This window comes from Sabulicella glaciei (genome assembly GCF_026183895.1).
Lineage (GTDB): Bacteria > Pseudomonadota > Alphaproteobacteria > Acetobacterales > Acetobacteraceae > Roseococcus > Roseococcus glaciei.
In genome coordinates this window covers 57,791-79,380 of record NZ_JAPFQI010000017.1, presented here as the reverse complement: position 1 = coordinate 79,380, position 21,590 = coordinate 57,791, and the positions used below count along the sequence as shown (strand labels likewise).

Annotated in this window: 17 protein-coding genes and 1 pseudogene; 10 read left to right on the top strand and 8 right to left on the bottom strand. The window is 64.7% G+C overall.

From position 1 onward, the window contains the following. Positions 1-4 precede the first annotated feature (4 nt). Positions 5-1,228, bottom strand: a complete 1,224-nt coding sequence (locus OF850_RS17880; protein WP_301591707.1) for a glycosyltransferase family 2 protein — start codon at positions 1,226-1,228, stop codon at positions 5-7. Positions 1,229-1,854: 626 nt separating this feature from the next. Here OF850_RS17880 and OF850_RS17875 point away from each other — a divergent pair. From OF850_RS17875 to OF850_RS17850, 6 genes are all read left to right on the top strand, one after another. Further along, positions 1,855-3,291, top strand: a complete 1,437-nt coding sequence (locus OF850_RS17875; protein ID WP_301591706.1) for a glycosyltransferase family 4 protein — start codon at positions 1,855-1,857, stop codon at positions 3,289-3,291. Positions 3,292-3,293: 2 nt separating this feature from the next. After that, a complete protein-coding gene (locus OF850_RS17870; protein WP_301591705.1) occupies positions 3,294-4,223 on the top strand; it encodes a hypothetical protein in 930 nt (309 codons plus the stop codon). A 124-nt stretch (positions 4,224-4,347) separates the two neighbouring features. Next, the gene (locus OF850_RS17865) at positions 4,348-5,121 is read left to right on the top strand and encodes a class I SAM-dependent methyltransferase (protein WP_301591704.1); all 774 of its coding nucleotides are present in this window, start codon (positions 4,348-4,350) and stop codon (positions 5,119-5,121) included. A gap of 9 nt (positions 5,122-5,130) precedes the next feature. Next, positions 5,131-5,829 (top strand): acetyltransferase, encoded by a 699-nt coding sequence (locus OF850_RS17860; protein WP_301591703.1) that lies wholly within the window; start codon positions 5,131-5,133, stop codon positions 5,827-5,829. Then, positions 5,826-6,752: a glycoside hydrolase family protein gene (locus OF850_RS17855; protein ID WP_301591702.1), complete on the top strand. Its 927-nt coding sequence runs from the start codon at positions 5,826-5,828 to the stop codon at positions 6,750-6,752. The genes OF850_RS17860 and OF850_RS17855 overlap by 4 nt, the downstream gene beginning before the upstream one ends. Positions 6,753-6,756: 4 nt before the next feature. Beyond that, a complete protein-coding gene (locus OF850_RS17850) occupies positions 6,757-7,713 on the top strand; it encodes a hypothetical protein (protein WP_301591701.1) in 957 nt (318 codons plus the stop codon). Positions 7,714-7,807: 94 nt separating this feature from the next. Here OF850_RS17850 and OF850_RS17845 read toward each other — a convergent pair whose 3' ends face one another. The 3 genes and pseudogenes from OF850_RS17845 to OF850_RS23750 form a co-directional block, all read right to left on the bottom strand. Then, positions 7,808-9,151: a hypothetical protein gene (locus OF850_RS17845; RefSeq protein ID WP_301591700.1), complete on the bottom strand. Its 1,344-nt coding sequence runs from the start codon at positions 9,149-9,151 to the stop codon at positions 7,808-7,810. A 449-nt stretch (positions 9,152-9,600) separates the two neighbouring features. Further along, a pseudogene (locus tag OF850_RS17840) lies at positions 9,601-10,834 on the bottom strand (IS256 family transposase). Between the two features lie 222 nt (positions 10,835-11,056). Beyond that, positions 11,057-12,445, bottom strand: a complete 1,389-nt coding sequence (locus OF850_RS23750; RefSeq protein WP_301591699.1) for a hypothetical protein — start codon at positions 12,443-12,445, stop codon at positions 11,057-11,059. Between the two features lie 345 nt (positions 12,446-12,790). On the opposite strand from OF850_RS23750, the gene OF850_RS17830 reads away from it, so the two are divergent. The 3 genes from OF850_RS17830 to OF850_RS17820 all read left to right on the top strand — a co-directional run bounded on the left by OF850_RS17830 (position 12,791) and on the right by OF850_RS17820 (position 14,764). Continuing rightward, a complete protein-coding gene (locus tag OF850_RS17830; RefSeq protein ID WP_301591698.1) occupies positions 12,791-13,720 on the top strand; it encodes a transposase in 930 nt (309 codons plus the stop codon). A 412-nt stretch (positions 13,721-14,132) separates the two neighbouring features. Then, entirely contained in the window at positions 14,133-14,288 is a 156-nt protein-coding gene (locus OF850_RS17825) for a hypothetical protein (RefSeq protein ID WP_301591697.1), read from the top strand. Positions 14,289-14,422: 134 nt separating this feature from the next. Next, positions 14,423-14,764, top strand: coding sequence for a M10 family metallopeptidase C-terminal domain-containing protein (locus OF850_RS17820; protein WP_301591696.1), 342 nt, complete (start codon positions 14,423-14,425; stop codon positions 14,762-14,764). A 325-nt stretch (positions 14,765-15,089) separates the two neighbouring features. On the opposite strand, the gene OF850_RS17815 is transcribed toward OF850_RS17820, so the two are convergent. The 3 genes from OF850_RS17815 to OF850_RS17805 all read right to left on the bottom strand — a co-directional run bounded on the left by OF850_RS17815 (position 15,090) and on the right by OF850_RS17805 (position 18,414). Then, on the bottom strand, positions 15,090-15,650 hold the full coding sequence (locus OF850_RS17815) for a PEP-CTERM sorting domain-containing protein (protein WP_301591695.1): 561 nt from the start codon (positions 15,648-15,650) through the stop codon (positions 15,090-15,092). Between the two features lie 368 nt (positions 15,651-16,018). Continuing rightward, a complete protein-coding gene (gene rfaE1, locus OF850_RS17810; RefSeq protein ID WP_456314417.1) occupies positions 16,019-17,428 on the bottom strand; it encodes a D-glycero-beta-D-manno-heptose-7-phosphate kinase in 1,410 nt (469 codons plus the stop codon). A gap of 5 nt (positions 17,429-17,433) precedes the next feature. Next, positions 17,434-18,414 carry an NAD-dependent epimerase/dehydratase family protein gene (locus tag OF850_RS17805; protein ID WP_301591693.1) on the bottom strand — a complete coding sequence of 327 codons (981 nt, stop codon included), beginning with the start codon at positions 18,412-18,414 and terminating at the stop codon, positions 17,434-17,436. A gap of 130 nt (positions 18,415-18,544) precedes the next feature. Between OF850_RS17805 and OF850_RS17800 the strand changes: the two genes are divergently transcribed. Further along, positions 18,545-20,794: a glycosyltransferase gene (locus OF850_RS17800; protein WP_301591692.1), complete on the top strand. Its 2,250-nt coding sequence runs from the start codon at positions 18,545-18,547 to the stop codon at positions 20,792-20,794. Here OF850_RS17800 and OF850_RS17795 read toward each other — a convergent pair. Next, entirely contained in the window at positions 20,712-21,590 is an 879-nt protein-coding gene (locus tag OF850_RS17795) for a glycosyltransferase (RefSeq protein WP_408906477.1), read from the bottom strand. The genes OF850_RS17800 and OF850_RS17795 overlap by 83 nt on opposite strands.

Sequence of the window (21,590 nt, the reverse complement as noted above, 5' to 3'; positions counted from 1 at the left end):
CCTTCTAGCGCTGGCTGTTTCTTTCTTCCGCCAGCGATTTCCAGTTCTCTGCCTGCGCTTGCCACCATGATTTTGCTTCGATTACCTGTTCAAGGTAAGCGCACAGTTCCTGTTTCTCGGCTGCTAGGCCTATGTAGGCCACATGCAGATCTTCATGCAACGTCAACAGGCTCCTGTAGCTACTCTCCAACTCCGAATACAGGGCTGTGATCTGGCGATACCTAGAGACCATTTCCGGATCTAGGACGGCGCGGGTCCGCATTGGATCCACCTCCGCCAGCTTCTTGAAGAAGAAGCGATTCCCATAACCGGCCTGTTCTAGAATCACGGCCTCATCTTCGCGCCCCAAGGCATCGTAAAGTGAATCGACGCCGAACCCCCGGGCCGCCAATGAGGGAGATTCAAGAGCGGCGATTGCTAGCGCGCTTGATGCGGAGAGGCCCTTTTGGAGGAGCGGCCTGGTTTCAGGAAGCACCTGGATCAGCAACTCCCGATTCTCCAGGAGCGTGAAGCGCTGCCGGACCCGTTGCATCTCCCAGGCGAGACGCGCGTCCGTATCGGGGTTGCTCACATGCATATTGGCGCCACCGTCCAGCACGCGGTAGGCGACCGTCGGTTCCTCGAGAACCTGGATCGGTGCGGCGATGCAGAGGCGAACCCACAGATCGTAGTCCTGCGTCTGCCACAGACAGGGCTCCAAACGGCCAACTTGCAGCAGGAGGTCGCGACGGATCATGGCTGTCGGTGCGGAGAAAATATTGCCGACATGGAACATGTGCCTAAGCGCCACAACACGGTCGACGCCCTTGGGTTCGAAATAGGGGCTAATAGGCGTGATGGGCTCGCCGACTTGGTTGGTGGGGAGCATCCAGCTGAAGACCGTACCGAGATCGGGTTGGCGAGCAAAGGCAGCCAGTTGCTTGCTGAGCTTCCCAGGCAGGAAGACGTCATCAGATGGCAGAAGAGCAATAAACTGTCCGCGAGCTCGGCTGAAATTCAGGTTCGCCGTTGCACTCGGCCCTAAATTCCGCTCGTTGCGGAAGAGGCGGATACGAGGATCCTGGATCGCCTCGATTCTGGCCACAGTCGCATCAGTTGAGTTGTCGTCGGTGACAATAACTTCAATGTCTGAAACGTCCTGCTCTAGAGCGCTGAGGACTGCCTCGGCAACATAGGCTTCGTGATTGAAAGCGGGAATGCAGACGGAAACGAGGGGTGGGCCGCTCACATGAGCCTCTCTAGCTGAGGAGAACCGACTGTCCCTACCACAGGTATGCCCTCTCCCGTGCACCCGCAATTGACAGGACGGTGACACAGAGGAACAAGGCCACGAGCGAACCTTCGGGACTACTTATGAACCGCGCCGCGAACCTGCTCATTGCCGTTTTATGGCGCCTCCAGCACCTCCTGTATGTCACGGTTGGCGGCGCTGCGGCTTACGTCACGTTACTCTCTAGGTCGAAGGACGTCCGCTTGGACGTATATCGCCAAAGCTTGCGGCCGGGCAGCCTTGGCGCGCTTCTGCCCCGTGTCCACTTGGCATTCATGGGGCTGCGCCGCGGAATCTGGCCTGCGGGAACCTTCAGCGCCTCCGCCAAGAGGCACGCCGGCGAAGGGAGCTGGCTCACCCGAGGTCACCTGCAAGCCTTACTGGCGCCAGTTGCACCGCCAGAGACGATCCTGTCTAGCGCAGCGTCCGCAGAACTCGCTGGCCGTGTCCAGAGTGTCGTCCCTCTGACGACAGCCGGCCGGGACGAAACCCACAATGGGCCGGCAGAGGTGGCTCCCTCCCACGCAGCGGCGACCGCGGATACGCCGGTTGGAGACACGCAAGCCCGATCTGGAGACGTGTCATTGATTGACGCCACTGTGCTAGCTGACGCCTTGGCCTCAGTCGCCAGTGCAGAGGAGAAACAGGACACGAAGGCCGATGAGTTGGCGGAGGCTGAGGCCGCCGAAGCTGCGGCAGAGCCCCCCAAGAAATTCGACCTCCTCCTGTCGACAGTCCGCGCCGAACTGGAGTCCATGGAGGAACCCCCGCCCCAGCTCGTGCCGGACGATTGGTTCGAGTACAAGGTCAAGGGACAGTTCATTGAACTGGCAGCGCCAGCATCGCTGTCCATCGAGGCCAGCTTCATGCAGGCCATTCCTACGGGCACGCGGCACATCCTGTTGGTGCCTTGGCTCGGCGTCTCGGGCGGTTCCGAGCGCATCACCCAGCTGCTGATCAAAGCCTTGCACGAGACCTATGGGCATCGGGGCGTGTGCGTCGTCGCACCGGACCTCCAGTATAACCTAGACAAGAGCGATCGCACCCAGCACGCGGTGCCAGTCGCTGCCATCAATGACGTTGCACCCGACTGCGATCTGGATGGACGCATCGAGATCTTGGACCGCATGATGAAGGAAGTCATACCTGATACGGTGCACAACCTGAACTCCGATACAGGCTGGTTTATGTTTATGGAAAGGGGTCCCTGGCACGCCCAAAACGCCGCGTTGTTCGGAAATATCTACAGCGATATCCTCTACGGGGATCGCTTCCGGCTCGGGGCCTTCTGGCAATACCTCCCGAGATGCGTCGAGTTCATGCAGGGCATCATCGCCGACAACGGAGCGGTGGTCCGTAGTGCAGTGGACACCTTCAGCCTTCCCTCCTCGCTGCAAAAGAAGTTCTTCCTTCTGCGCACGCCGGTCCTGGGGCTGCCCGGCGCGGGCGGCGGCTTCGTGAACCACCCCTACCGCGCCAATGCCAAACGGGGGACGCTGTGGATGAGTCGCGTCGCACGCGAGAAGCGGATCGACATCCTGGCGCAAGTCGCAGCCCGCATGCCGGACCACCCCTTCGCCATGTATGGCGCCATCTTTGCAGCCGCGGCGAAGCCGGATCTGGATTGGCTCCCGAGTACTCCCAACGTGGACTTCCGGGGACGCTACGGCGCCATCTTCGATCTGCCTCTCCAAGAGTTCTCCAGCTACATGTTCACAAGCGCTGCAGAGGGCATGCCCATTGCGTTACTCGAGGCTGCCATGCTCGGCCTGCCGCTGATTGCGCCGCGGATCGGGGGGATACCTGAGCTGGTTGACCACGAGACCGGCTGGCTTGTTGCGGGCCCGGATGATGTCGATGGCTATGTCAATGCCATTGAAGAGGCCGACCGGGATCGAGGGGAAGCGGCGCGCCGCGTGGCCGCGGCACAGGCACGGCTGTCGGCCGAATACTCCTGGGAAGCCTTCCACCGCACACTCGCCCAAGTGCCCAACTATCTGTCTGCTGAGTTGAGGTCCTAACCATGTCCAGTGTCTCGATCCTGTTGGTGGCCTCACAGGAAACGTTTCGCCTGAAACGTAGCGTTCGTGACCTGGAACGCGCACAGGTCATCGCGGCAGCCGAAGGCCACCAGGTTACCATCTCCACGCTGCCGTATCGTACCTCGGAGGAGACGCGCGCTTGGTTGGAGCATTATGCACCGTCGGAGTGGAAGATCCTGCGGAGCGAGGAGCAAGGCCTCTCCTCCAGCATTTCTGCCTGGGCGGCGGGGAATTCGAGCGAGCAACTTGGCGTCATCGGCACGGAAGAATCTGTCTCAGGCCGTTGGCTTGCAGAGTGTGCGTCTCGCCAGCCGCACCGCTGTAAAGCTTGGCACCCGGAGGCGCTTGTCACCTACGGTCCCAACTTCTTCGACAGAGGCGAGATGAGCTTGATTGCGATGCCACCTCGCATCGACAAACGGAGTGCTTCTTCAGCGGTCAATCCGCTCCCGGCGAGCTTTATCGCCTCGCGCGAGTCGCTGTCATCATATTCCTATCCAGACGTAGACCCCGCGCGCAGCTGGGGGGAGGAAGGCTGGACACCTCTGATGCGCTGGTGGTGGGTGAATCGCCTGCTCGTCGCCGGGGTCGAATTCGAAGCCGTTCCCGGCTGCACGCACTTCCGTGCCATGCCAGATGGCGAGGGTCCCGAGATCCTTCTTACGCCCAGCAACGCGTCTCGCATGGGGCCCTTCCTGAAGGAAGCGCCTCGCCCGAGCGCGGCGCCCCGCTTTCAAGGATGGCCGTTGCCCGAGCGCCAGGGGCCAAGTCGGATGATGCCCCGGGACAAACACAAGCGTGAAATGGAGGATTTGAGGGGCTACCTGAAGCAGGTGGAGGAGGCGCGCGATTGGTTTCGCGACCAAAGCCAGCGCTGGGAGGCGGAGGCTCGGCGTCTCGCCGCCCTGTGAATGTTGTTGCTGTGGCAGAAAACGAGAGCGGGCCACCTTGTTGTTCGGGGCGCCGTAGGCTGATTGTTCCCCACTTCAGCCCTGCCTATAGTGCGCGGCGGAACGCCAACGGGAACTGAAAGCGATGGACGAGAAGGATCGCGAGCAGGCCCGCCGCTTCGCGAACCTGAGTTACGAGGGGTTCCGTGAGCTGGCCGCTCGTGCGGATCTCAGCCCGTACGAGCAGATCGGCTTCCCGGACAGCGTCCGGGCTGGCCGCGATCAAGCGATTCTCGATGATATATGCGCAAAGCTGCCCGAGATGGCGCAGGCGTCGAAACCAAGGACCATCTTGGATATCGGGCCCGGCTCAAGCCCACTCGCACTGCGCATCATCGACCACTGCCAAGCCTGCGGGCATCGTCTTTGGCTGGTGGACTCGCCGGAGATGCTGGCGCCCCTCCCCGAGGGGCCGCTTGTCAGAAAGGTAGCGGGCCCTTTCCCCGACTGCGCCAACGACTTGGCAGCGCTCGTCGGGAAGGCCGACGTGATCATCTGCTACTCTGTCCTTCACTACGTGTTCGCAGACCAACCCCTGTTCAGTTTTATCGACGCTGCGATGCGGCTTCTCCGCTCCGGTGGAGGCGCGATGCTGCTGGGTGATCTTCCCAACGCGTCGATGCGCCGACGTTTTCTCGCGAGCGAGGCCGGCCAGGCATTCCACCGCAGCTACATGGGACGCGACGAAGCGCCGAACCTGGGAGTCCATTTGGAGCCATCGGGAGAATTGGACGACGCGATCTTGTTCTCCATCATCGCGCGTGCACGTGCTGTGGGAAGCGACGCTTGGCTCCTCCCGCAGCCCCCGGAACTCCCGATGTCCAACCGGCGTGAGGACATCCTGATCCGCAAGCCCTAGGAGATACTCATGCCCGAGAAATCCAAGGATCTGGTGCTGATCGGCGACAGCGCCTTTGCGGAGGTCGCACACGAGTACTTCGAGGCCTACACGGACTACCGTGTCGTGGCGTTTACGGTCGAGCAGGCCTACATGACGCGGGAGGTGTTTCGCGGCCTTCCGGTGGTTCCCCTCGAAGCGCTGCATGAGACGCATCCGCCAGCGACACACCACGTCCATGTCGCAGTCGTCTACACCCAGCTGAACCGGCTGCGAGCAAGGCTCGTCGAGACCGCGCGCGCAAGGGGTTATCCACTCGCCTCGTTTATCAGCCCCCAGGCCTTCATTGCGCCCAGCGCAAACATCGGGGAGCACTGCTTCATTTTCGAAAGCAACGTCGTGCAGTCTTTCGTTTCTGTCGGGCGGAACGTTGTGCTCTGGTCCGGGAACCATATCGGTCACCACAGTCACATCGCAGACAACGTGTTCGTTTCCTCGCACGTGGTGATCTCGGGCTTATGCCGCGTTGGCGCAAACTCTTTCCTCGGCGTGAACAGCGCGCTCGCGGATCGCACGGTGCTCGCCGAAGATTGCTGGGTCGGACCCGCCGTCACCTTGTCGGGGAGCACGAATGCAGGACAAATGTTTCGTGGCCCAGAGACCATGGCGTCGAGGGTCGACGCCCGGCGGTTTTTTCGTATCCGCGCCGAAGCGTCTGACCGTCTATGAAATGGCGCAAGCTCGGTTGCTTGTGGAAGCCGGACGGCAATATTCCCTGGGCACGCACGCACGCAATGCTCCCCACTCCCGCTTGGCTGCCGGATGGGAGGCTTCGCCTCTTCCTGGCCAGTTGCGACGAGGCCACGGTCTCGCGCGTCGGGTGGATCGATCTCGACGGGCGCGACCCGACGCGGATCGTGGGACAGGCGAAAGAGCCTGTTCTCGATATTGGATCCGCGGGGTGCTTCGACGATAACGGTGTCAACCCGTCGTGCATCATCCAACTGCCCGATGGGACGACGCGCCTTTATTATGTTGGTTACCAGAAGCAGGTGAAGGTGCCCTACACGCTGTTCACCGGCGCTGCCGAGGCCCCGGGTCCCGAATCTTCGTTTGTCCGCGCGCAGGATGTGCCGGTGATGGACAGGGGGCCGGGTGAACGCTTCTTTCGGACGGCGGCGCTCGTGCAACCGGGCCTGGACGATGAAGGGGTTTGGGACGCTTGGTATATTGGCGGTGGCGACTTCACTGTGTCCGCTGGACGCGAGCAGCCGAAGTACAGCTTGCGGCGAGCCACCTCTGCAGATGGTCTGATCTGGCCTTCCTGGGGACAGCCGGTGCTGCAACCCGAGGACGGAGAACTGGGTTTCGGACGACCCTGGCTCCATCGGCTCGATTCCGATAGGTGGACCCTTTGGTATTCCATTCGCACGGCTTCCGGTTACCGCCTTGGTTACGCTGTCTCTCACGACGGCCGTTCCTGGATTCGGCGCGATGACCTCAGTGGGCTTGAAAGCACCGGAGGGGATTGGGATGGCGAAATGCAGTGCTATGGCGTGGTCCAGGAAGTAGGCGGAAATCTCTATATGTTTTACAACGGAAACGGCTACGGCAGGACTGGCGTCGGTCTCGCGGTACTTGAGTGCGACTAAAGAAATGACGAAAAATACCCCTGAGCTTCAGGTCGAGCTTTACAAGGACACTTCCGCCTCCGCATGGGACGATTTCGTGGAAGCCAGCAAGAACGCGACATTCCTGCACAAGCGGCGCTACATGAGATATCACGCGGATCGCTTCGAGGACGCGTCGCTGATGCTGCGTCGGGGATCAGAGATCGTCGCCATTCTTCCAGCGCACACGACCGAGGGTGGCATCGCAAGCCACAATGGGCTTACTTACGGTGGATTTCTTGTCTCGGAGCGGATGACAACGCCGCTCATGCTTGAGGTCTTTGGCACCGCCCTCGGCTGGCTCTCGAGGCAAGGTGTCAGAAAGGTTCACTACAAAACCATCCCCCACATTTATCATCGTCTCCCGGCAGAGGAGGATCGCTACGCGCTGTTTCGGCATGATGCGGTCCTCGTTCGTAGGGACCTTCTGAGCACGATCGATATGGCGCGCCGTCCGATGCCACAGGAGCGCCGGCGGCGGGGCGCGGCCAAGGCCTTGCAAAAAGGGGTTACGGTTCAGGAGGACGCGGACTGGGAAGGCTTCTGGCAACTGCTCGAGAAGCATCTTGCGGCACGCTATCACACCAGACCTGTTCACAGCATTTTGGAGATCAGGCATCTGCAGGTCAGTTTCCCGCGCAGTATTCGTCTCTTCACCGCGCGTGGTCCGTTGCGGGCGCTCTTGGGCGGTGTGGTCATCTACGAAACCGACGAGGTGGCGCATCTCCAGTACGCTGCCGCAACCGCAGAAGGCTTTGCCTGCGGATGCCTGGACCGCCTCTTCCTTCATCTTCTCGATGAGGTTTTTCTTGCCAAACGGTGGTTCGACTTCGGAAACTCAACCGAACTCGAGGGACGGTGGCTGAACGACGGTCTTATCAACCAGAAAGAAGGCTTCGGCGGACGTGCGGTCGCACACGACTACTACGAAATCGCGGTCTGAAGCGCACGGACGGCGTTGCACCGCCATAGGTGTTCTTGCAGAAGTCCGACTCCCGGCCGCTGGGGCCGCCAGGCAAACGGCCCCAGCACTTTGCTCATCCGAACAGTGGGTCTGCCACGGTTGTGGGCGCGTAGAATGCCACGCCCTCGTACCGGTAGTTCGGAAGCGTGTTGATGGTGACGTCTCGCTCCACCGCAGAGGACGTGAACAGGTGTCCACCAGCCGTCGTGTGGAAGAAGCGATAGATCGGCACGAGTCCCTCGCCCGGGGTGGCGGACATGTGGAAGCCTACGCCCTCATCGCGGTAATGGGGAAGGTTCGCACGCACGCTCTCCGCTTCCACCGCCGAGGTGGTGAAGAGGTGGCCACCCGCTTGGGTGTGAAAGAAACGGTAAACAGGGACTGCGTTGGGAAATCCCTGATCGGCGGTGAGGAACGTTTCACCCTCGTAGCGGTAGTGAGGAAGGTTCTGCTGGACGGAGTCACGCTCGACCGTCGAGGTCGTGAAGAGGTGCCCGCCAGCCTGCGTGTGAAAGAACCGGTAGGTCGCTACGTTGGCGAACTGCAGATTCTCGATGCCGTAGAGAAGATCGGTGCCGTCACGGCCAGCAACCGGATCTTGGATCGCCAACGACCCGTCGGGCTGAGTCTGGAAGCGGTACTCAGACCGCTGACCACGATACAGAGCCGTGTCGAAGCCGACGCCACCTACGATGAGGTCGTTGCCACCCCCGCCAGCGAGGCGATCGTTCCCGTTCCCGCCGATCTGTACGTCATTGCCGCCAGCTCCGTGCATGGCAACGCCCGTCCCCAGCAGGTGAGCATTCGCGGCGGTCGTCAGGCTGATCCCATCCTGCGCCTCGGTTCCTCTGATGGTGACCTGCGCAGGGAAAGGAGAAGCGGACGTCGAACTGACACCAACAAAGGCTCGATCCGTCCCGCCTGCATCTCCAAAGTACAGATAAAGACCTTGCGGGTCGAATGGGGCGTTGAACTTGAAAGCAATGGAGCCGCCAATTCCCAGAGAAACAGAACCCCCGGGCGTGACACCGTTCAGTCCATCGCGGACCCCCAGGGTGGCGAGCCCGAGATCTACGCCTTGATTTCCGGGCGTCGCTCCAAACAGCGTGTTGCCGCTCAGCGCAGGCGTTGCACCCGCCGGTGCCGGCGCAATGTAGCCCGCTCGATACGCAATGCTGCTGAAGTCAAAGGGAATGACCGTCCCGAGCGCCCCAGCTACGTTGGGATCGTCAGTCAGCACATTTGAGATCTTGACGAAGTCAAGATCGAACCCTGACTCAGCGCCAGAAGTCAGGCCCAGGAAACCGCTGTCATTGAGACTGATCGCCTGGACCTGCGATTGACCCAGCTGTGCCAGAGAGATCCGGTAGATAGCCGTCTGGCCAGCAGTGCCGATTAAGGTTGGGGAAACACTCATTGGGAAGCCTCACGCCGAAACCTTACTAATAATTCGGGAGAAAGCGTCAGGGTTTCAACCCGAGCAAGATTCCTGTCACGGCTTCCCCAGCCCGGTCAGTACGTTGCGCGGCAGGGCGGCTCTTGGGTGCTACCCATCTGTAGGCGCCTTCCCGTCAAAGCAAGCGGGTGTGACAGTGCGGCAGATCGCCCACAAGGAAACAACCCGCTGTCTCACGTTAGAGGAAGGAGCACGCCTTGCCTTGTTAATCTCCCCCTATTCGCGCGACGCCTGCTGCCCTGTCCGCGGGCACCTCGGCCCATCGGGCTAAAGCGCCCGTTTGCGCCCCAGGTGTGAGACGTACGACAGGAAACAGAGGATGCTGCAGCCGACACGGCCCGCCAGGGCAGGTCGTGTCCCTGGAGATGGTGTAGGAGCGCCATGGCGTCCTGAGCGGGGCTGGGCCGCGGTCAGACTGCGACGGCTGGCAGGCTGACGTTGGGAGCATCGCTGATGGGCGCGAGCGTCTCAAGGCTCATGTAGCGGCGCTGCACCGCCCATTCGTCGTTCTGCTCGAGCAAGATGGCGCCGACGAGCCGCGTGACGGCGGCCTCGTTGGGAAAGATGCCGACGACATCGGTGCGGCGCTTGATCTCGCAGTTCACCCGTTCGAGCGGGTTCGTGCTGTGGATCTTTGCGCGATGCTCCCGGGGGAACGCCATGAACGCCAGCGTTCGGACGAGCCCTCGAACCGGTGGCGGGCCCGTCCTCACCCTCCTCGGCGGCGTCCATCAGGCCGGCGAGCTTTGGGACCCTGGGACGAAGTTGGTCCGCGACCCTGCGCCACTGGCGGCTGGCCCCATCCGCGTCCGGCTCGGCGAAGGCGGTGCCGATCCAGGCCGACACCAGGCGGCGGTGACCTTTGCCGGCGTGCGCCAGGGCGTTGCGCGTGAAGTGCACGCGGCAGCGCTGGGACGTGGCGTGCAGCACGCGCCGCACAGCGGCCTTCAGTCCCTCATGGGCATCAGCGATGACCAGCTTCACGCCACGGAGGCCGCGCCGGGCGAGCGAGCGCAGGAAGTCGGTCCAGAACGTCTCGGCCTCGCTGACGCCGGTCGCCATGCCAAGCACCTCCCGTCGCCCGTCGCTGTTGACGGCGACCGCAATGGTGGCGGCCACGGAGACGATCCGCCCAGCCTGACGCACACGGACGTAGGTGGCGTCGAGCCACAGATAGGGCCATTCGCCCTCGATCGGGCGGGAGAGGAAGGCGCCGACCCGTTCGTCGAGTTCGGCACACAGGCGGCTGACCTGGCTCTTGCTGACGCCTGACGCGCCCATGGCCTGCACCAGGTCATCCACCGCCCGGGTCGAGACACCGTGCACGTAGGCCTCCTGGATCACCGCCACCAAGGCCCGCTCGGCCGTGCGTCGGGGCTCCAGGAAGGCCGGGAAGTCGGAGCCTTTGCGCAGCTTGGGGACGCGCAGCTCCACCGTGCCCGCCCGGGTCTGCCAGTCCCGCTCGCGATAGCCGTTTCGCTGCACCAGGCGGTCCGGGCTGCGTTCGCCATGGGCGGCGCCGGTCAGGCCGCCTACCTCCAGCTCCATCAGCCGCTCGGCCGCGAAGCCGATCATCTCACGCAGGAAGGAGGCATCCGTTCCTTTCGTCAGAAGCTCGCGAAGGGCAGTCTCTTGCTCGGTCATCGTGGGGTTCCAAAGCAGGGGTTGCGTGTCGCAACTCAACCCTACCCCGGTTCACCGCGGTGGCCGCCTCCTACACCACGCCTCGGGGCACGACCCCAGGGCACGGGCCTCGGGTAAAACCTTGCGCAAGGGAACGACAGAACGAGGCCGGAAACCCGACCTGACGGCGATCTTGCGAAAGTCCATCCTCAGAAAGGTGGGAGTCTCAATTTTTCAGAGCGGTCACCCGAACAGCTGATCTGCCACGGTGGTTGGAGCATAGAAGGCAATCCCCTCATACCGGTAGTGCGGCAGAGTGCTCAGCGTGACATCCCTCTCCACCGCAGAGGAGGTGAACAAATGCCCACCGGCTTGCGTGTGGAAGAAACGAAAGATCGGCACGAGCCCTTCTCCGGCGACTGGTGACATGTGGAAGCCAACTTCCTCGTAGCGGTAATGAGGAAGGTTCTGCAGCACCGCGTCGCGCTCTACGACGGACGTCGTAAACAGATGGCCACCCGCTTGGGTGTGAAAGAAACGGTAAACAGGGACTGCGTTGGGAAATCCCTGATCGGCGGTGAGGAACGTTTCACCCTCGTAGCGGTAGTGAGGAAGGTTCTGCTGGACGGAGTCACGCTCGACCGTCGAGGTCGTGAAGAGGTGCCCGCCAGCCTGCGTGTGAAAGAACCGGTAGGTCGCTACGTTGCCAAATTGGAAGTTCTCGATTCCCAAGAGAAGATCGGTCCCGTCTCGGCCAGGGACTTGATCCTGGATGAGCAATGACCCGTCTGGCTGAGTCTGGAAGCGGTACTCAGAACGCGGGCCACGAAACAGCGCCGTGTCGAAGCCGCTGCCGCCCGAGATGATGTCGCTTCCCGCACCACCCCCTAAGCGGTCGTTCCCATTCGCGCCGACAACGAGATCATCACCATCCCGTCCAACCATCGCGACACTGGCGCCGACCAAGTGAGCGTTGACGGGGGTATTGAGGTTCATCAGATCTTGAAGCTCCGTCCCCTTGACCGCAACGCGTTCCGGAAAGGGAACAGCGGATGTTGAGCTGGCGCTGACATACGAACCTTCGTTGGCGCTCACCTCCCCATAGTATAGATAGAGGCCCTGCGGATCGAAGGCCAAATCGAACCGGAAACCAATAGATCCACCAATTCCGAGAGAAACAGCACCACCAGTTGTAGAAACGGCGAGACCATCTCGCACACTCAAGGTCGCTATTTGAAGGTCGACGCCCTGATTTCCTGGAGTTGTACCGAAGAGCGTCGGATTGTTCAGTTCCGGCGCGGACCCTGGCGGCACTGGCGCAACAAATCCAGCCCTGAGGACTGTGGTCGAAAAATTGAAAGGAATAACTGATCCAATCCCTGCAGCCGCGTTAGGGTCGTCTGTCAGAAGATTGGAAATCTTGACAAAGTCTAGGTCTAGGCCCGACCCAGCGCCAACACTTAGACCCATTTGCCCGGTGTCGTTGATGCTTAAAGAGCGAATCGGTGCTTGGCCAAGTTGGCTCAACGGCACTCTGTAGATACCCGTTTGACCAGCGACACCAATAAATGTCGGAGTAACGCTCATACCGGCCGCTTCCCTCAAAATTTCCCTGACGGAGAGAAATAGCACGCTAGTTTCGCGAGGGGCTGGTTTTGTTGTTGCCTCAGCCGCGCCGCCAGCAACTCACGTTCGTTCATTGGCCCGCCTGCAACCATGCGCTTCTCCGCTGCTCCTTCTTGAAATTAGCAGTTTATTTCCAGAAGCTTAGCACAGCATCCTTCATCGCGACATGCGTTTCGAGGTTACTGCCAGAACACCACTGGAGCGTGCCGAAGCAGAGCTGCCTCAATCGAGTGGGCTGCGATGACCACCTCCCCTCAGCCTCATCGCGTCACACAGAAGTTGGCCATTTCAAAGCTTTGGCCTGACGCAAGAAGCCCTGTCGCTGGAAGGCGACAGGAAAGGAGGAAGCTGTTGGCCGCCGTCGGGGACGGGTCGGCGTTTCCCAGAGGACGCGACCTTCCGCCTGGCTTGGGCTGCCCCCCAGCGCAACACTCGACCGGAAGGAGAACTAGGCTGCTGGGGATCAGCAAGCGCGGCAACAGCTACCTGCGCACGCAGCTGATCCACGGCGCGCGAGCCGCCATGGCTCATTTCGCCCGCAAGCAGACAGCCATAAGGGCTTGGGTGCGCCAATTGCTGGCACGGGCGCATCCCAGCGTCGTGGTGGCGGTCGGCGCCAAGCTCGCCAGCATCGCCTGGGCCGTACTGCGGGAGGAAAAAGGGGGGGCCACGCCGGCGCTGACGCGGCTCCGTGCCCTGATCAGCCGAGGCCTGGAGGGGACCGCCGCCCTGTGGCCGGACATCGAACGGACTTATGGCTGGGTTCACCGTGCGGCCCAGATCCTCGGCAACGCCGCTGGCGAGACTGCCAATCCTGCTCGGCAGCGCTTCGATGGGCTGATCGGCGCCATGACCCGCCACCGCGCCGAGGCCGGCAGCCTGGTTGGCGCCGTCGAGCACTTCCTGAAGGTCACCCGCAGCTACCGGCCGGGCCTGTTCCACTGCGCCGCGGTCGCGGGGCTGCCGCGCACCAACAACGATCTCGAGCAGATGTTCGGCTCCCAGCGCTACCACGAAAGGCGCGCCACCGGACGCAAAACGGCCTCCCCTGCGCTGGTGCTGCGCGGCGAAGTGCGCGTGATCGCCGCCACCGCGACGCGGCTGCATCCGCCGAAGGCGCGCGACCTCGGTCGCGTTAGCCTCCGACGCTGGCGCGACCTCCGCCAACGCCTCGAGCCGAGGCGTCTCGCCAGAACGCTACGCACCCGCTTTCGCAGCGATCCCGCCCGATACCTTGGGACACTCGAGCAGCAGGCAAGCCAGCAAGCTTTGCCGGCCTAGGAAAAAAACCCCCGCCATCTCACAGATAGCGGGGGTAAAGTTTGCAGATTCTGAAGCGTCTTCCAAAAATGGGAGACGTGGTATGTTGCGCCCAGGTGGTCCGCTTAACAAGCGATTTTTCGCGGACCTCCTCCGCTCCACTGTAAGTTCATCTTGTGGCCATCTTCGCGAAGGATTCTGTTCAGATCAGGCCTTACTCTCGCCATGTGAGAAGGTCTCTCACTCGGTGTCGTGGTGCATCAGCGGTTCGTCGGAAGCAGCGGCGAGATCACCGCCCATTGCTGGTCCGACAGCTAGAACTTTGCCGCCATGCTCCGAGTTCCGAAACCTCGAAGCTTGTTGGGGTGGACGGCTTAGCTGCATCGCGATGTGCCATTGTTTGGCTGTTGAAGGACAAACAAGGAGCCGCCCGATGGCATTCAAGCGCATTGCCGTCGACACGTCCAAGGCCATGTTCACCGTCCATGGGATCGACGAGGCGGACCGCGCGGTGCTGCGGCGCAACCTGTCTCGCCCCCGGTTCACGGCTTTCGTGACCTCATTCGAACCAACGGAGCTCGTGACGTAAGTCAGCGGCGGAGCCCACCACTGGGGCCGCCTGCTGGAAGCGCACGGACCAGATCAGGGCCATCGGCAACACGGCGACGCGGCTCGAGGGCCGGGGCGGCGACGACTACCTGACCGGCGGCGGTGGGGGCGGATGTGAGCGTCGGCGGGCTGGGCCAGGACCGGATGACCGGCGGCGGCGGGCCGGACCGGTTCGTGTTCACCTCGACGCTGGACTCCATGCTGGCGGCGCCGGACCGCATCACCGACTTCAAGCCGGGCCAGGACCTTCTGGCCTTCGAGGGGCTGGGCCACAAGAACTTCATGTGGCTGGGCGCGAACGGCTTCACCAAGCTGGGCTTCACCCAAGCCCGCTTCAACGACGCGACCTCGACCATGCAGCTCGACGTGAACGGCGACGGCATGGCCGACATGGCGGTCGTCATGGACGGCATCAAGGCCGCCATGCTGTCCCAGAAGGACTTCTCCTTCCTGTGACGCAACACCCGCCGGGCCCCGCGAAACGGGGCCCGGCTTGCTTACTCGACCTTGCGGTCAGTGCCCGCGCTTTCCCCAGGGGTCTTCCGCTCGGAAGGCCGTCACCGACACACGGGCCGTGCGACGTCAGCGCGGATGGCACCGTTCCACGCTTCATCAATTTCTTGCCGGCGCACCCATAGGAATAGCGGGCGGCTCGGTCTGTCTGCCCATATGAGGCAGCCATGTAGGCTGCTTGGCCGGATCGTACGCGCCGACCGTCACCCATGGAAGCGCGCGCCCGGATCGCACCGGACGCGCGCTCTGCTGCACCAGGGCTGCGGTGCTAGGCCGCCTTGCGGCGCATCAATCCAAGGCCGAGCAAACCGGCCCCGAGCAGCATGAGGCCCGCAGGGGCCGGCACCGGCACCAGAGTGTCGTAGAAGCTGATGTTCGACAGGCCGCGCAGGTTGCCGCCCGGGTTGGTGGGCGTGAAGACGGTGTCCGAGCCGGAGCCGGGGGTGGTGAAAAGGTTGAAGTTCGGGCCGCCCTTCACTGCCACATACTGGAGCAGGGGGTCACCCGCGCCCGGCGTATAGGTGTAGGTGGCGTCGCCTGTACCCCCGGGCCCGAAGGCGAAGCTGAACTCCCACCCATCGATCGTGGGGAAAATTCCAGGCGTGAACGCCGTAACGATGCCATTCTCGTTGAAGTCGAACTTGGCGATGAGCGGGGTCTGATTCAGGGTCACGCCGTTATAGGTGCCCGAAGTGACACAATTCGGGGGCGTGCCGAACTCACCCGCGCAAGCATTGCCTTCGATCGTCGCGATGAGAGCGGCCTGTGCGCCGGGAGCAGCCAGAGCAACCCCCACCAACGCAACGGTCGCCAAGAGAAGCTTCCGCATTTCTTGCCCTCATTAGATGCAGCCTGGGTGGAGGATCTTTCTCCTCCACGATGTACCATGCAATTCACATGCCATGGAATATTCCTTCTTGCTTTCAGGGGCTTGAAATCCAGCACGACGTCTCATTTTCTGGACTGCAAAGACCGCCGAACCTCCTCTCCTTTCGGAAGCCAATCACTTTCCGTTGTGGACTCGAGCGCAGGCGCCGCACCGAGTGCCCACATGCAGGGCACGCGTGCAGTTACCCGCGGATCGCACCCCATCGGCCGGTTTCATGGCGAAAGGCTGAAGGCGCCACGGCTGTCGAGCACGGGCATCACCGCAAGTCAGGCTGGAAGCCGAACCGCCGCGGAGGCAGCCCCCGGACCTCAGTCCCGCCGCGCCTTCTCTACCAGACGCGTCGTGCTCCGCCCCGGCAACAGGTCGAGCAGGACGGTCTCCCCGCCCCAGGACGCCATCTCAGGCGCACCCACCACCTGATCCAGCCGGTAATCGCTGCCCTTGAATAGGCGGTCGGGCCGCAGCTGGAGGATCATTTCCAGCGGCGTGTCCTCACCGAAGCTCGTCACCGCGTCCACCGCCGCCAGCGCGCCGATCACCGCGGCCCGGTCAGCCAGCGAGTTGAGCGGACGCCCCTCCCCCTTCAGCCGAGCCACGCTCGCATCGTCGTTCAACGCCACCACCAGCCGGTCGCAATGGCGCCGCGCGTCGCGCAGCAGCCGCACGTGGCCCGCATGCAGGATGTCGAAGCAGCCATTGGCGAACCCCACGCGCAGCCCCGCCGCCTGCCATTCCCGCACCAGACGCGCCGCATCCGCGCCTGCCAGGGCCTCGCCCACCGCGCCTTCCGCCTCGCGCAGCGCATGGTCCAGCTCCGCGGCGGAGCATGTGGCGGTGCCCAGCTTGCCGACCACGATCCCCGCGGCGGCATTGGCGAGGCGCATCGCCTCCTCCAGGTCGCGCCCATTCGCGACGGACAGCGCCAGCGTGGCGATTGCCGTGTCGCCAGCACCCGACACGTCGAACACCTCCCGCGCCTGGGCGGGGACGGAGGCGGCCGCGCCGTCGCGCGGCACCAACAGCATTCCCTTCTCCGACCGCGTGGCGAGCACTGCCCTTACCGGCACGCGTTCCAGCAGGGCGCGCGCCGCCGCCTCGGCCTCGGCATCCGACGCGATGGGCATCCCCGTCGCCTCGGCCAGTTCGGCGGCATTGGGGGTGAGGAGGTCGGCGCCGGCATAGCGGGCGAAGTCGCGCCCCTTGGGATCCACAAGGCAGGGCACCCCGGCCGCGCGCGCCATGGTGATCGCCTCGGCGCAAAGCCGCGGCGTCAGCACGCCCTTCGCGTAGTCGGAAAGGACCAGCGCCCCGGCCCCCGGCAACGAGTCGGCGAGGGCCTGGATCAGGGCCTCCTCCTCCGCAGTGTCGGCGGGGCGCTCCTGCTCCTCGTCCACCCGCACCACCTGCTGCCGCGCGGCGATGACGCGCAGCTTCACCGTGGTGCGGCGACCGGGGCGGCGCACCAGGCGCGCGGCCGGGCCGAGCAGACCCGCGAGTTCCTCGCCCTCCGCATCCTCCCCCGCGAGGGCCAGCAGGGAGGGTTCGCCGCCCAGGGCTTCCAGGTTGCGCGCCACGTTGCCCGCGCCGCCCGCCATGGAGTCGCGCCGGCCGAGCCGCACCACCGGCACCGGCGCCTCGGGCGAAAGCCGCCGTGCCTCGCCATACAGGAAGCGGTCGAGCATCACATCGCCGAGCACCACGACGCGCCGCGGCAGCAGCGGGGTCACCCGTGATACTCCCGCCACCAGCGCGCCCAATGGCCGACGCCGTCGCGCAGCCGCGTCGTCGGCGCCCAGCCGAAGTCGCGCCGCATGGCGGAGGTGTCGGCGAAGGTGGTAGGCACGTCGCCGGGCTGCATGGGCAGGAGTTCCAGCTGCGCCTTCACGCCGAGTTCCTCCTCCAGGGCCGCGACCAGCTCGGTCAGCTCCTCGGGCTGGCTGTTGCCTATATTATAGAGACGATGCGCCGGCGCCTCCGGCGGATGGTCCAGCGCCGCCAGCACCCCGGCCACGATGTCCTCCACGAAGGTGAAGTCGCGACGCATCCGTCCCTCGTTGAACAGGCGGATCGGCCGGCCTTGGGTCATCGCGTCGGTGAAGAGCCAGACCGCCATGTCCGGCCGGCCCCAGGGACCATAGACGGTGAAGAAGCGAAGCCCCGTCAGCCGCAGCCCGTAGAGGCACACGTAGCTGTCGGCCATGACCTCGCCCGCCTTCTTGGTGGCGGCGTAGAGCGAGGCGGGATGGTCGGTCCGGTCCCCCTCGCGGAAGGCGCCGTCCGTGCGAGCCCCGTAGACGGAGGAGGTGGAGGCATAGACGGTGTGACGGATGCGTCCTTCCGCCCGGCGCACCCCTTCCAGCACCGAAAGCTGGCCGGTGACGTTGCTCGCCGTGTAGGCGAAGGGCTGCTCCAGCGACCAGCGCACCCCCGCCTGCGCGCCAAGATGCGCGACCCGGTCCAGCCCCGCTTCCGCCGCCATCAGCGCCAGCACCGCCTCATGATCCGCGAGGTCAAGCTGGTGGAAGCGGAACTGCCCTGGCCGTGCCCCCTCGGTCAGCGCAGCAAGGCGTCGACGCTTCAGCGCCGGGTCGTAATAGGGGTTGAGGTTGTCGAGCCCCACTACCTCCTCGCCGCGCGCGAGAAGCGCCCGGCAGAGATGCGCGCCGATGAAGCCGGCCGCGCCGGTGACGAGCACGGCGCCCATGTCAGCCGGCGTCTCGGGAAGGGAGGGAGCCGGTCGGCGCGCGTGGGATCATGGCTGATGCTCTAGCCGTCCTCTCCACGCGGGGGAAGCCGGTTGCGCACCGCCGCCCCCCTGCTATCACCCCTCCAAGATGCCCACCGAGACCTTCCTCCGCCGCCAGCTCCGCCGCAGCCGGCGCATCGTCGAATGGACGCGCGAGGGCCGGCTGCGGCACGAGCTGTGGGAGCGCCGCGGCTACGTGAAGGCGCGGCTGTCCTTTGTCGCGGAGCGGACGCTGGTGGCTTTGGGATGGCGCCTCGACATGCGCGGCAAGCTGGGGCTTCCCGCGCCTTTCCGCCTGCCCGACCCAAAGGAGCTGCGCCTTCCGACCTCGGAGCAGCCGGTCATCTCGGTGGTGATCCCGGCCTATGGCCAGCTGACCCATTGCCTGCGCTGCCTCGCCACCCTCGCCGCCTATCCCCCTGCCCTGCCCTTCGAGGTGATCCTGGCCGAGGATGCCTCGGGCGATCCCGAGATGGTGCGGCTGCGCGACGTGCAGGGGCTGCGCTTCTTCGAGTGGCCGGAGAATCTCGGCTTCCTGCGCTCCGCCAACGCGGCCATGGCGGAGGCACGGGGCGAGTTCCTGTTCCTGTTGAACAACGACACCGAGGTGATGCCCGGCGCGCTGGACGCGCTGCACGCCGCGATCACCGTGCCGCATATGGGCTTTCCCGGTCCGGTCGGGCTGGCCGGGGCGCGGCTGCTTTACCCAAAGGGCTGGTTGCAGGAGGCGGGCGGGCTGCTCTGGCGCGACGGCTCGGCCTGGAACTGGGGCAACTGGCAGGACCCGCGCCGGTCGGAATACACCTATCTGCGCGAGGTGGATTACTGCTCCGGCGCCGCCATCATGCTGCCCCGCGCCGCATGGGAAGCGATGGGCGGCTTCGACGAGGAGTTCCTGCCCGCCTATTGCGAGGACACGGACCTCGCCTTCCGCCTGCGCGCAGCGGGATGGCGCACCCTCTACGTCCCGAGTGCCACGGTGATCCATCACGAAGGCGCGTCGCATGGAACCGACGTGACCAAGGGGATCAAGGCGCACCAGGTCACCAATCTCCGCAAGCTGCACGCGCGCCACCGCGCGGCCATGGATCTTCGCGAGGAACCCGCGACCAACCTTATCCGCGCGCGCGACCGGGCGCCGAAGGGCGGCGCGCGGCGCGTGGTGCTGCTGGCCGACAACAACCTCCTCACCCCCGACCAGGATGCCGGCTCGCGCGCCACGCTCTCGCTGGTGGAAGCACTGCTGACCCAGGGCCACGTGGTGAAGTTCTGGGCGCTGAACGGACTCGACATGCCGGGCTACCGGCAGGCGCTGGAGGCGCTCGGCGTCGAATGCCCCATCGGCCCGCGCCGCCCCAGTTTCGAGGATTGGGCCCGCACCCATGGCGCGGAACTGGATGAGGTCATCCTGTCCCGCCCGCACGTGGCGGAGGCGCTGCTGCCAGCACTGAAGCGCCACGCCCCGCACGCGCCCATTCTGTACTACGGCCATGACCTGCACCACGAGCGCATGGAGCGCGAGGCCGCGCTACTGGACGCGGAATCGCCCGAGCGCGCCGCCACGCTGCGCGAGGAAGCGGCGCGCCTGCTGGAGCAGGAGCGTACCGTCTGGGCCGAGTCCGACCTAGTGATCTACCTGTCCGACGAGGAAACGGAGGCGGTGCGTCGCCTCGTCCCCGGCACGGCGACGAGGACGCTGCTCTCCTTCACCCTGCCCGAGGCGACGGCGGAAGCGCCCGGGCCCGAAGGCCGCGAAGGGTTGCTCTTCGTCGCGGGCTTTGCGCATCCGCCGAACGTGGACGCCGCCACCTGGCTAGTCGGCGAGATCCTGCCGCGCATCGAGGCCGTCCGGCCCGGCACGCGCCTCGCCCTAGTCGGATCAAACCCGACCCCGGCCGTCGCGGCCTTGGCGGGGCCGAGGGTGGAGGTGACGGGCCGCGTTTCCGATGCCGAGCTGCGCCGCCGCTATGCCAAGGCGCGCGTCGCCATCTGCCCGCTGCGCTTCGGCGCCGGAGTGAAGTTGAAAGTGGTGGAGGCCATGCAGGAGGGCCTGCCGCTGGTGACGACGCCGGTAGGCGTGCAGGGGCTGCGCGACGCGCCCTGCGCCGTGGCGGACGACGCGCAAGCCCTGGCTGATGCAGCGCTGCGCCTGCTCAACGACGAAGACACCTGGCGGACGACCTCGATCGCGCAACACAGCTACGTGCGCGAGCGGCTTTCCCCCGCAGCGGTGCGCGCGGCGCTGGAGGATGCCTTCACGGTGGCGCGACGAGCAGCCAGAGAGTCAGCAGCGCATCCCCCAGCGCCGCATGGTGGCGGAACCCTGCCTCCCGCCTGAGACGCAGCCGTTCCGCCGGGCCGACTTCCGCCATGCGGCGCAGCTTCGCGGCCGCTTCTCCTGCCTCCGGCGACAGGACGACGCCCTCCAACCCACGCAGATGCGATCGCAGGAGGCGCAGCCCGTCCGGCCTTCCGCCCCGCAACGCGCGCAGCGCGCGGGATGGCAGGCTGGCTGCGCCGCCCACTTGGTTCGCGCCATGCAGCCGGTAGAGCATGCACGGCTCCTCGTCGAAGAGGAGACGCCCGCCCTGTCCCGTCACCAACAGCGCGCACCACCAGTCGTGCATCGTGCCAGGTGGCGGCGGCGCGGCCAGGGCCATATCGCGGCCGCGCGGCGACATCGCCATGGTGCAGCCAGCTGCAACATTGTGTGCGAGCAGCGAGGCGAAGCGCGGCGGAACACTCGGAACGGCTGAAAATCCCAAGGGGTTTAGCCCCGAATCAACGAGGCGCAGCCGCCCGCAGACCGCTTCCCGGCCCTCGCTTAGGAGGCGCGCGGCGCGGGCGAGCTTGCCCGGCAGCCACACATCGTCTTGGTCCATGAAGGCATAGGCGTCGCCCCCTTCCGCCGCGCGCAGCAGCGCGGTGAAGGAGGGGAGCGCCCCCAGCCTTTCCCCGCCCGGCAAGCGCCGCACCCGCCCCGGATGCGCCGCCGCGAAACCGTCGAGCAGCGCCGGCGTCCCGTCGGAGGAGCCGTCGTCGCGGACGAGGAGGCGCCAATCCACCCCCTCCTGCCGCGCGAGGCTGTCGAGCTGCGCGCCGAGATGCGCTTCCCCGTCGAAGGTGGAAAGCAG

Excerpts from the sequence above, each read along its gene's own strand:
- OF850_RS17860 (WP_301591703.1), top strand. The coding sequence starts at position 5,131 with ATGCCCGAGAAATCCAAGGATCTGGTGCTGATCGGCGACAGCGCCTTT.
- OF850_RS17870 (WP_301591705.1), top strand. The coding sequence starts at position 3,294 with ATGTCCAGTGTCTCGATCCTGTTGGTGGCCTCACAGGAAACGTTTCGC.
- OF850_RS17815 (WP_301591695.1), bottom strand. The coding sequence starts at position 15,650 with ATGCGGAAGCTTCTCTTGGCGACCGTTGCGTTGGTGGGGGTTGCTCTG.
- OF850_RS17800 (WP_301591692.1), top strand. The coding sequence starts at position 18,545 with ATGCCCACCGAGACCTTCCTCCGCCGCCAGCTCCGCCGCAGCCGGCGC.
- OF850_RS17825 (WP_301591697.1), top strand. The coding sequence starts at position 14,133 with ATGGCATTCAAGCGCATTGCCGTCGACACGTCCAAGGCCATGTTCACC.
- OF850_RS17845 (WP_301591700.1), bottom strand. The coding sequence starts at position 9,151 with ATGAGTGTTTCCCCAACCTTAATCGGCACTGCTGGCCAGACGGCTATC.
- OF850_RS17855 (WP_301591702.1), top strand. The coding sequence starts at position 5,826 with ATGAAATGGCGCAAGCTCGGTTGCTTGTGGAAGCCGGACGGCAATATT.
- OF850_RS17865 (WP_301591704.1), top strand. The coding sequence starts at position 4,348 with ATGGACGAGAAGGATCGCGAGCAGGCCCGCCGCTTCGCGAACCTGAGT.
- OF850_RS17805 (WP_301591693.1), bottom strand. The coding sequence starts at position 18,414 with ATGGGCGCCGTGCTCGTCACCGGCGCGGCCGGCTTCATCGGCGCGCAT.
- OF850_RS17850 (WP_301591701.1), top strand. The coding sequence starts at position 6,757 with ATGACGAAAAATACCCCTGAGCTTCAGGTCGAGCTTTACAAGGACACT.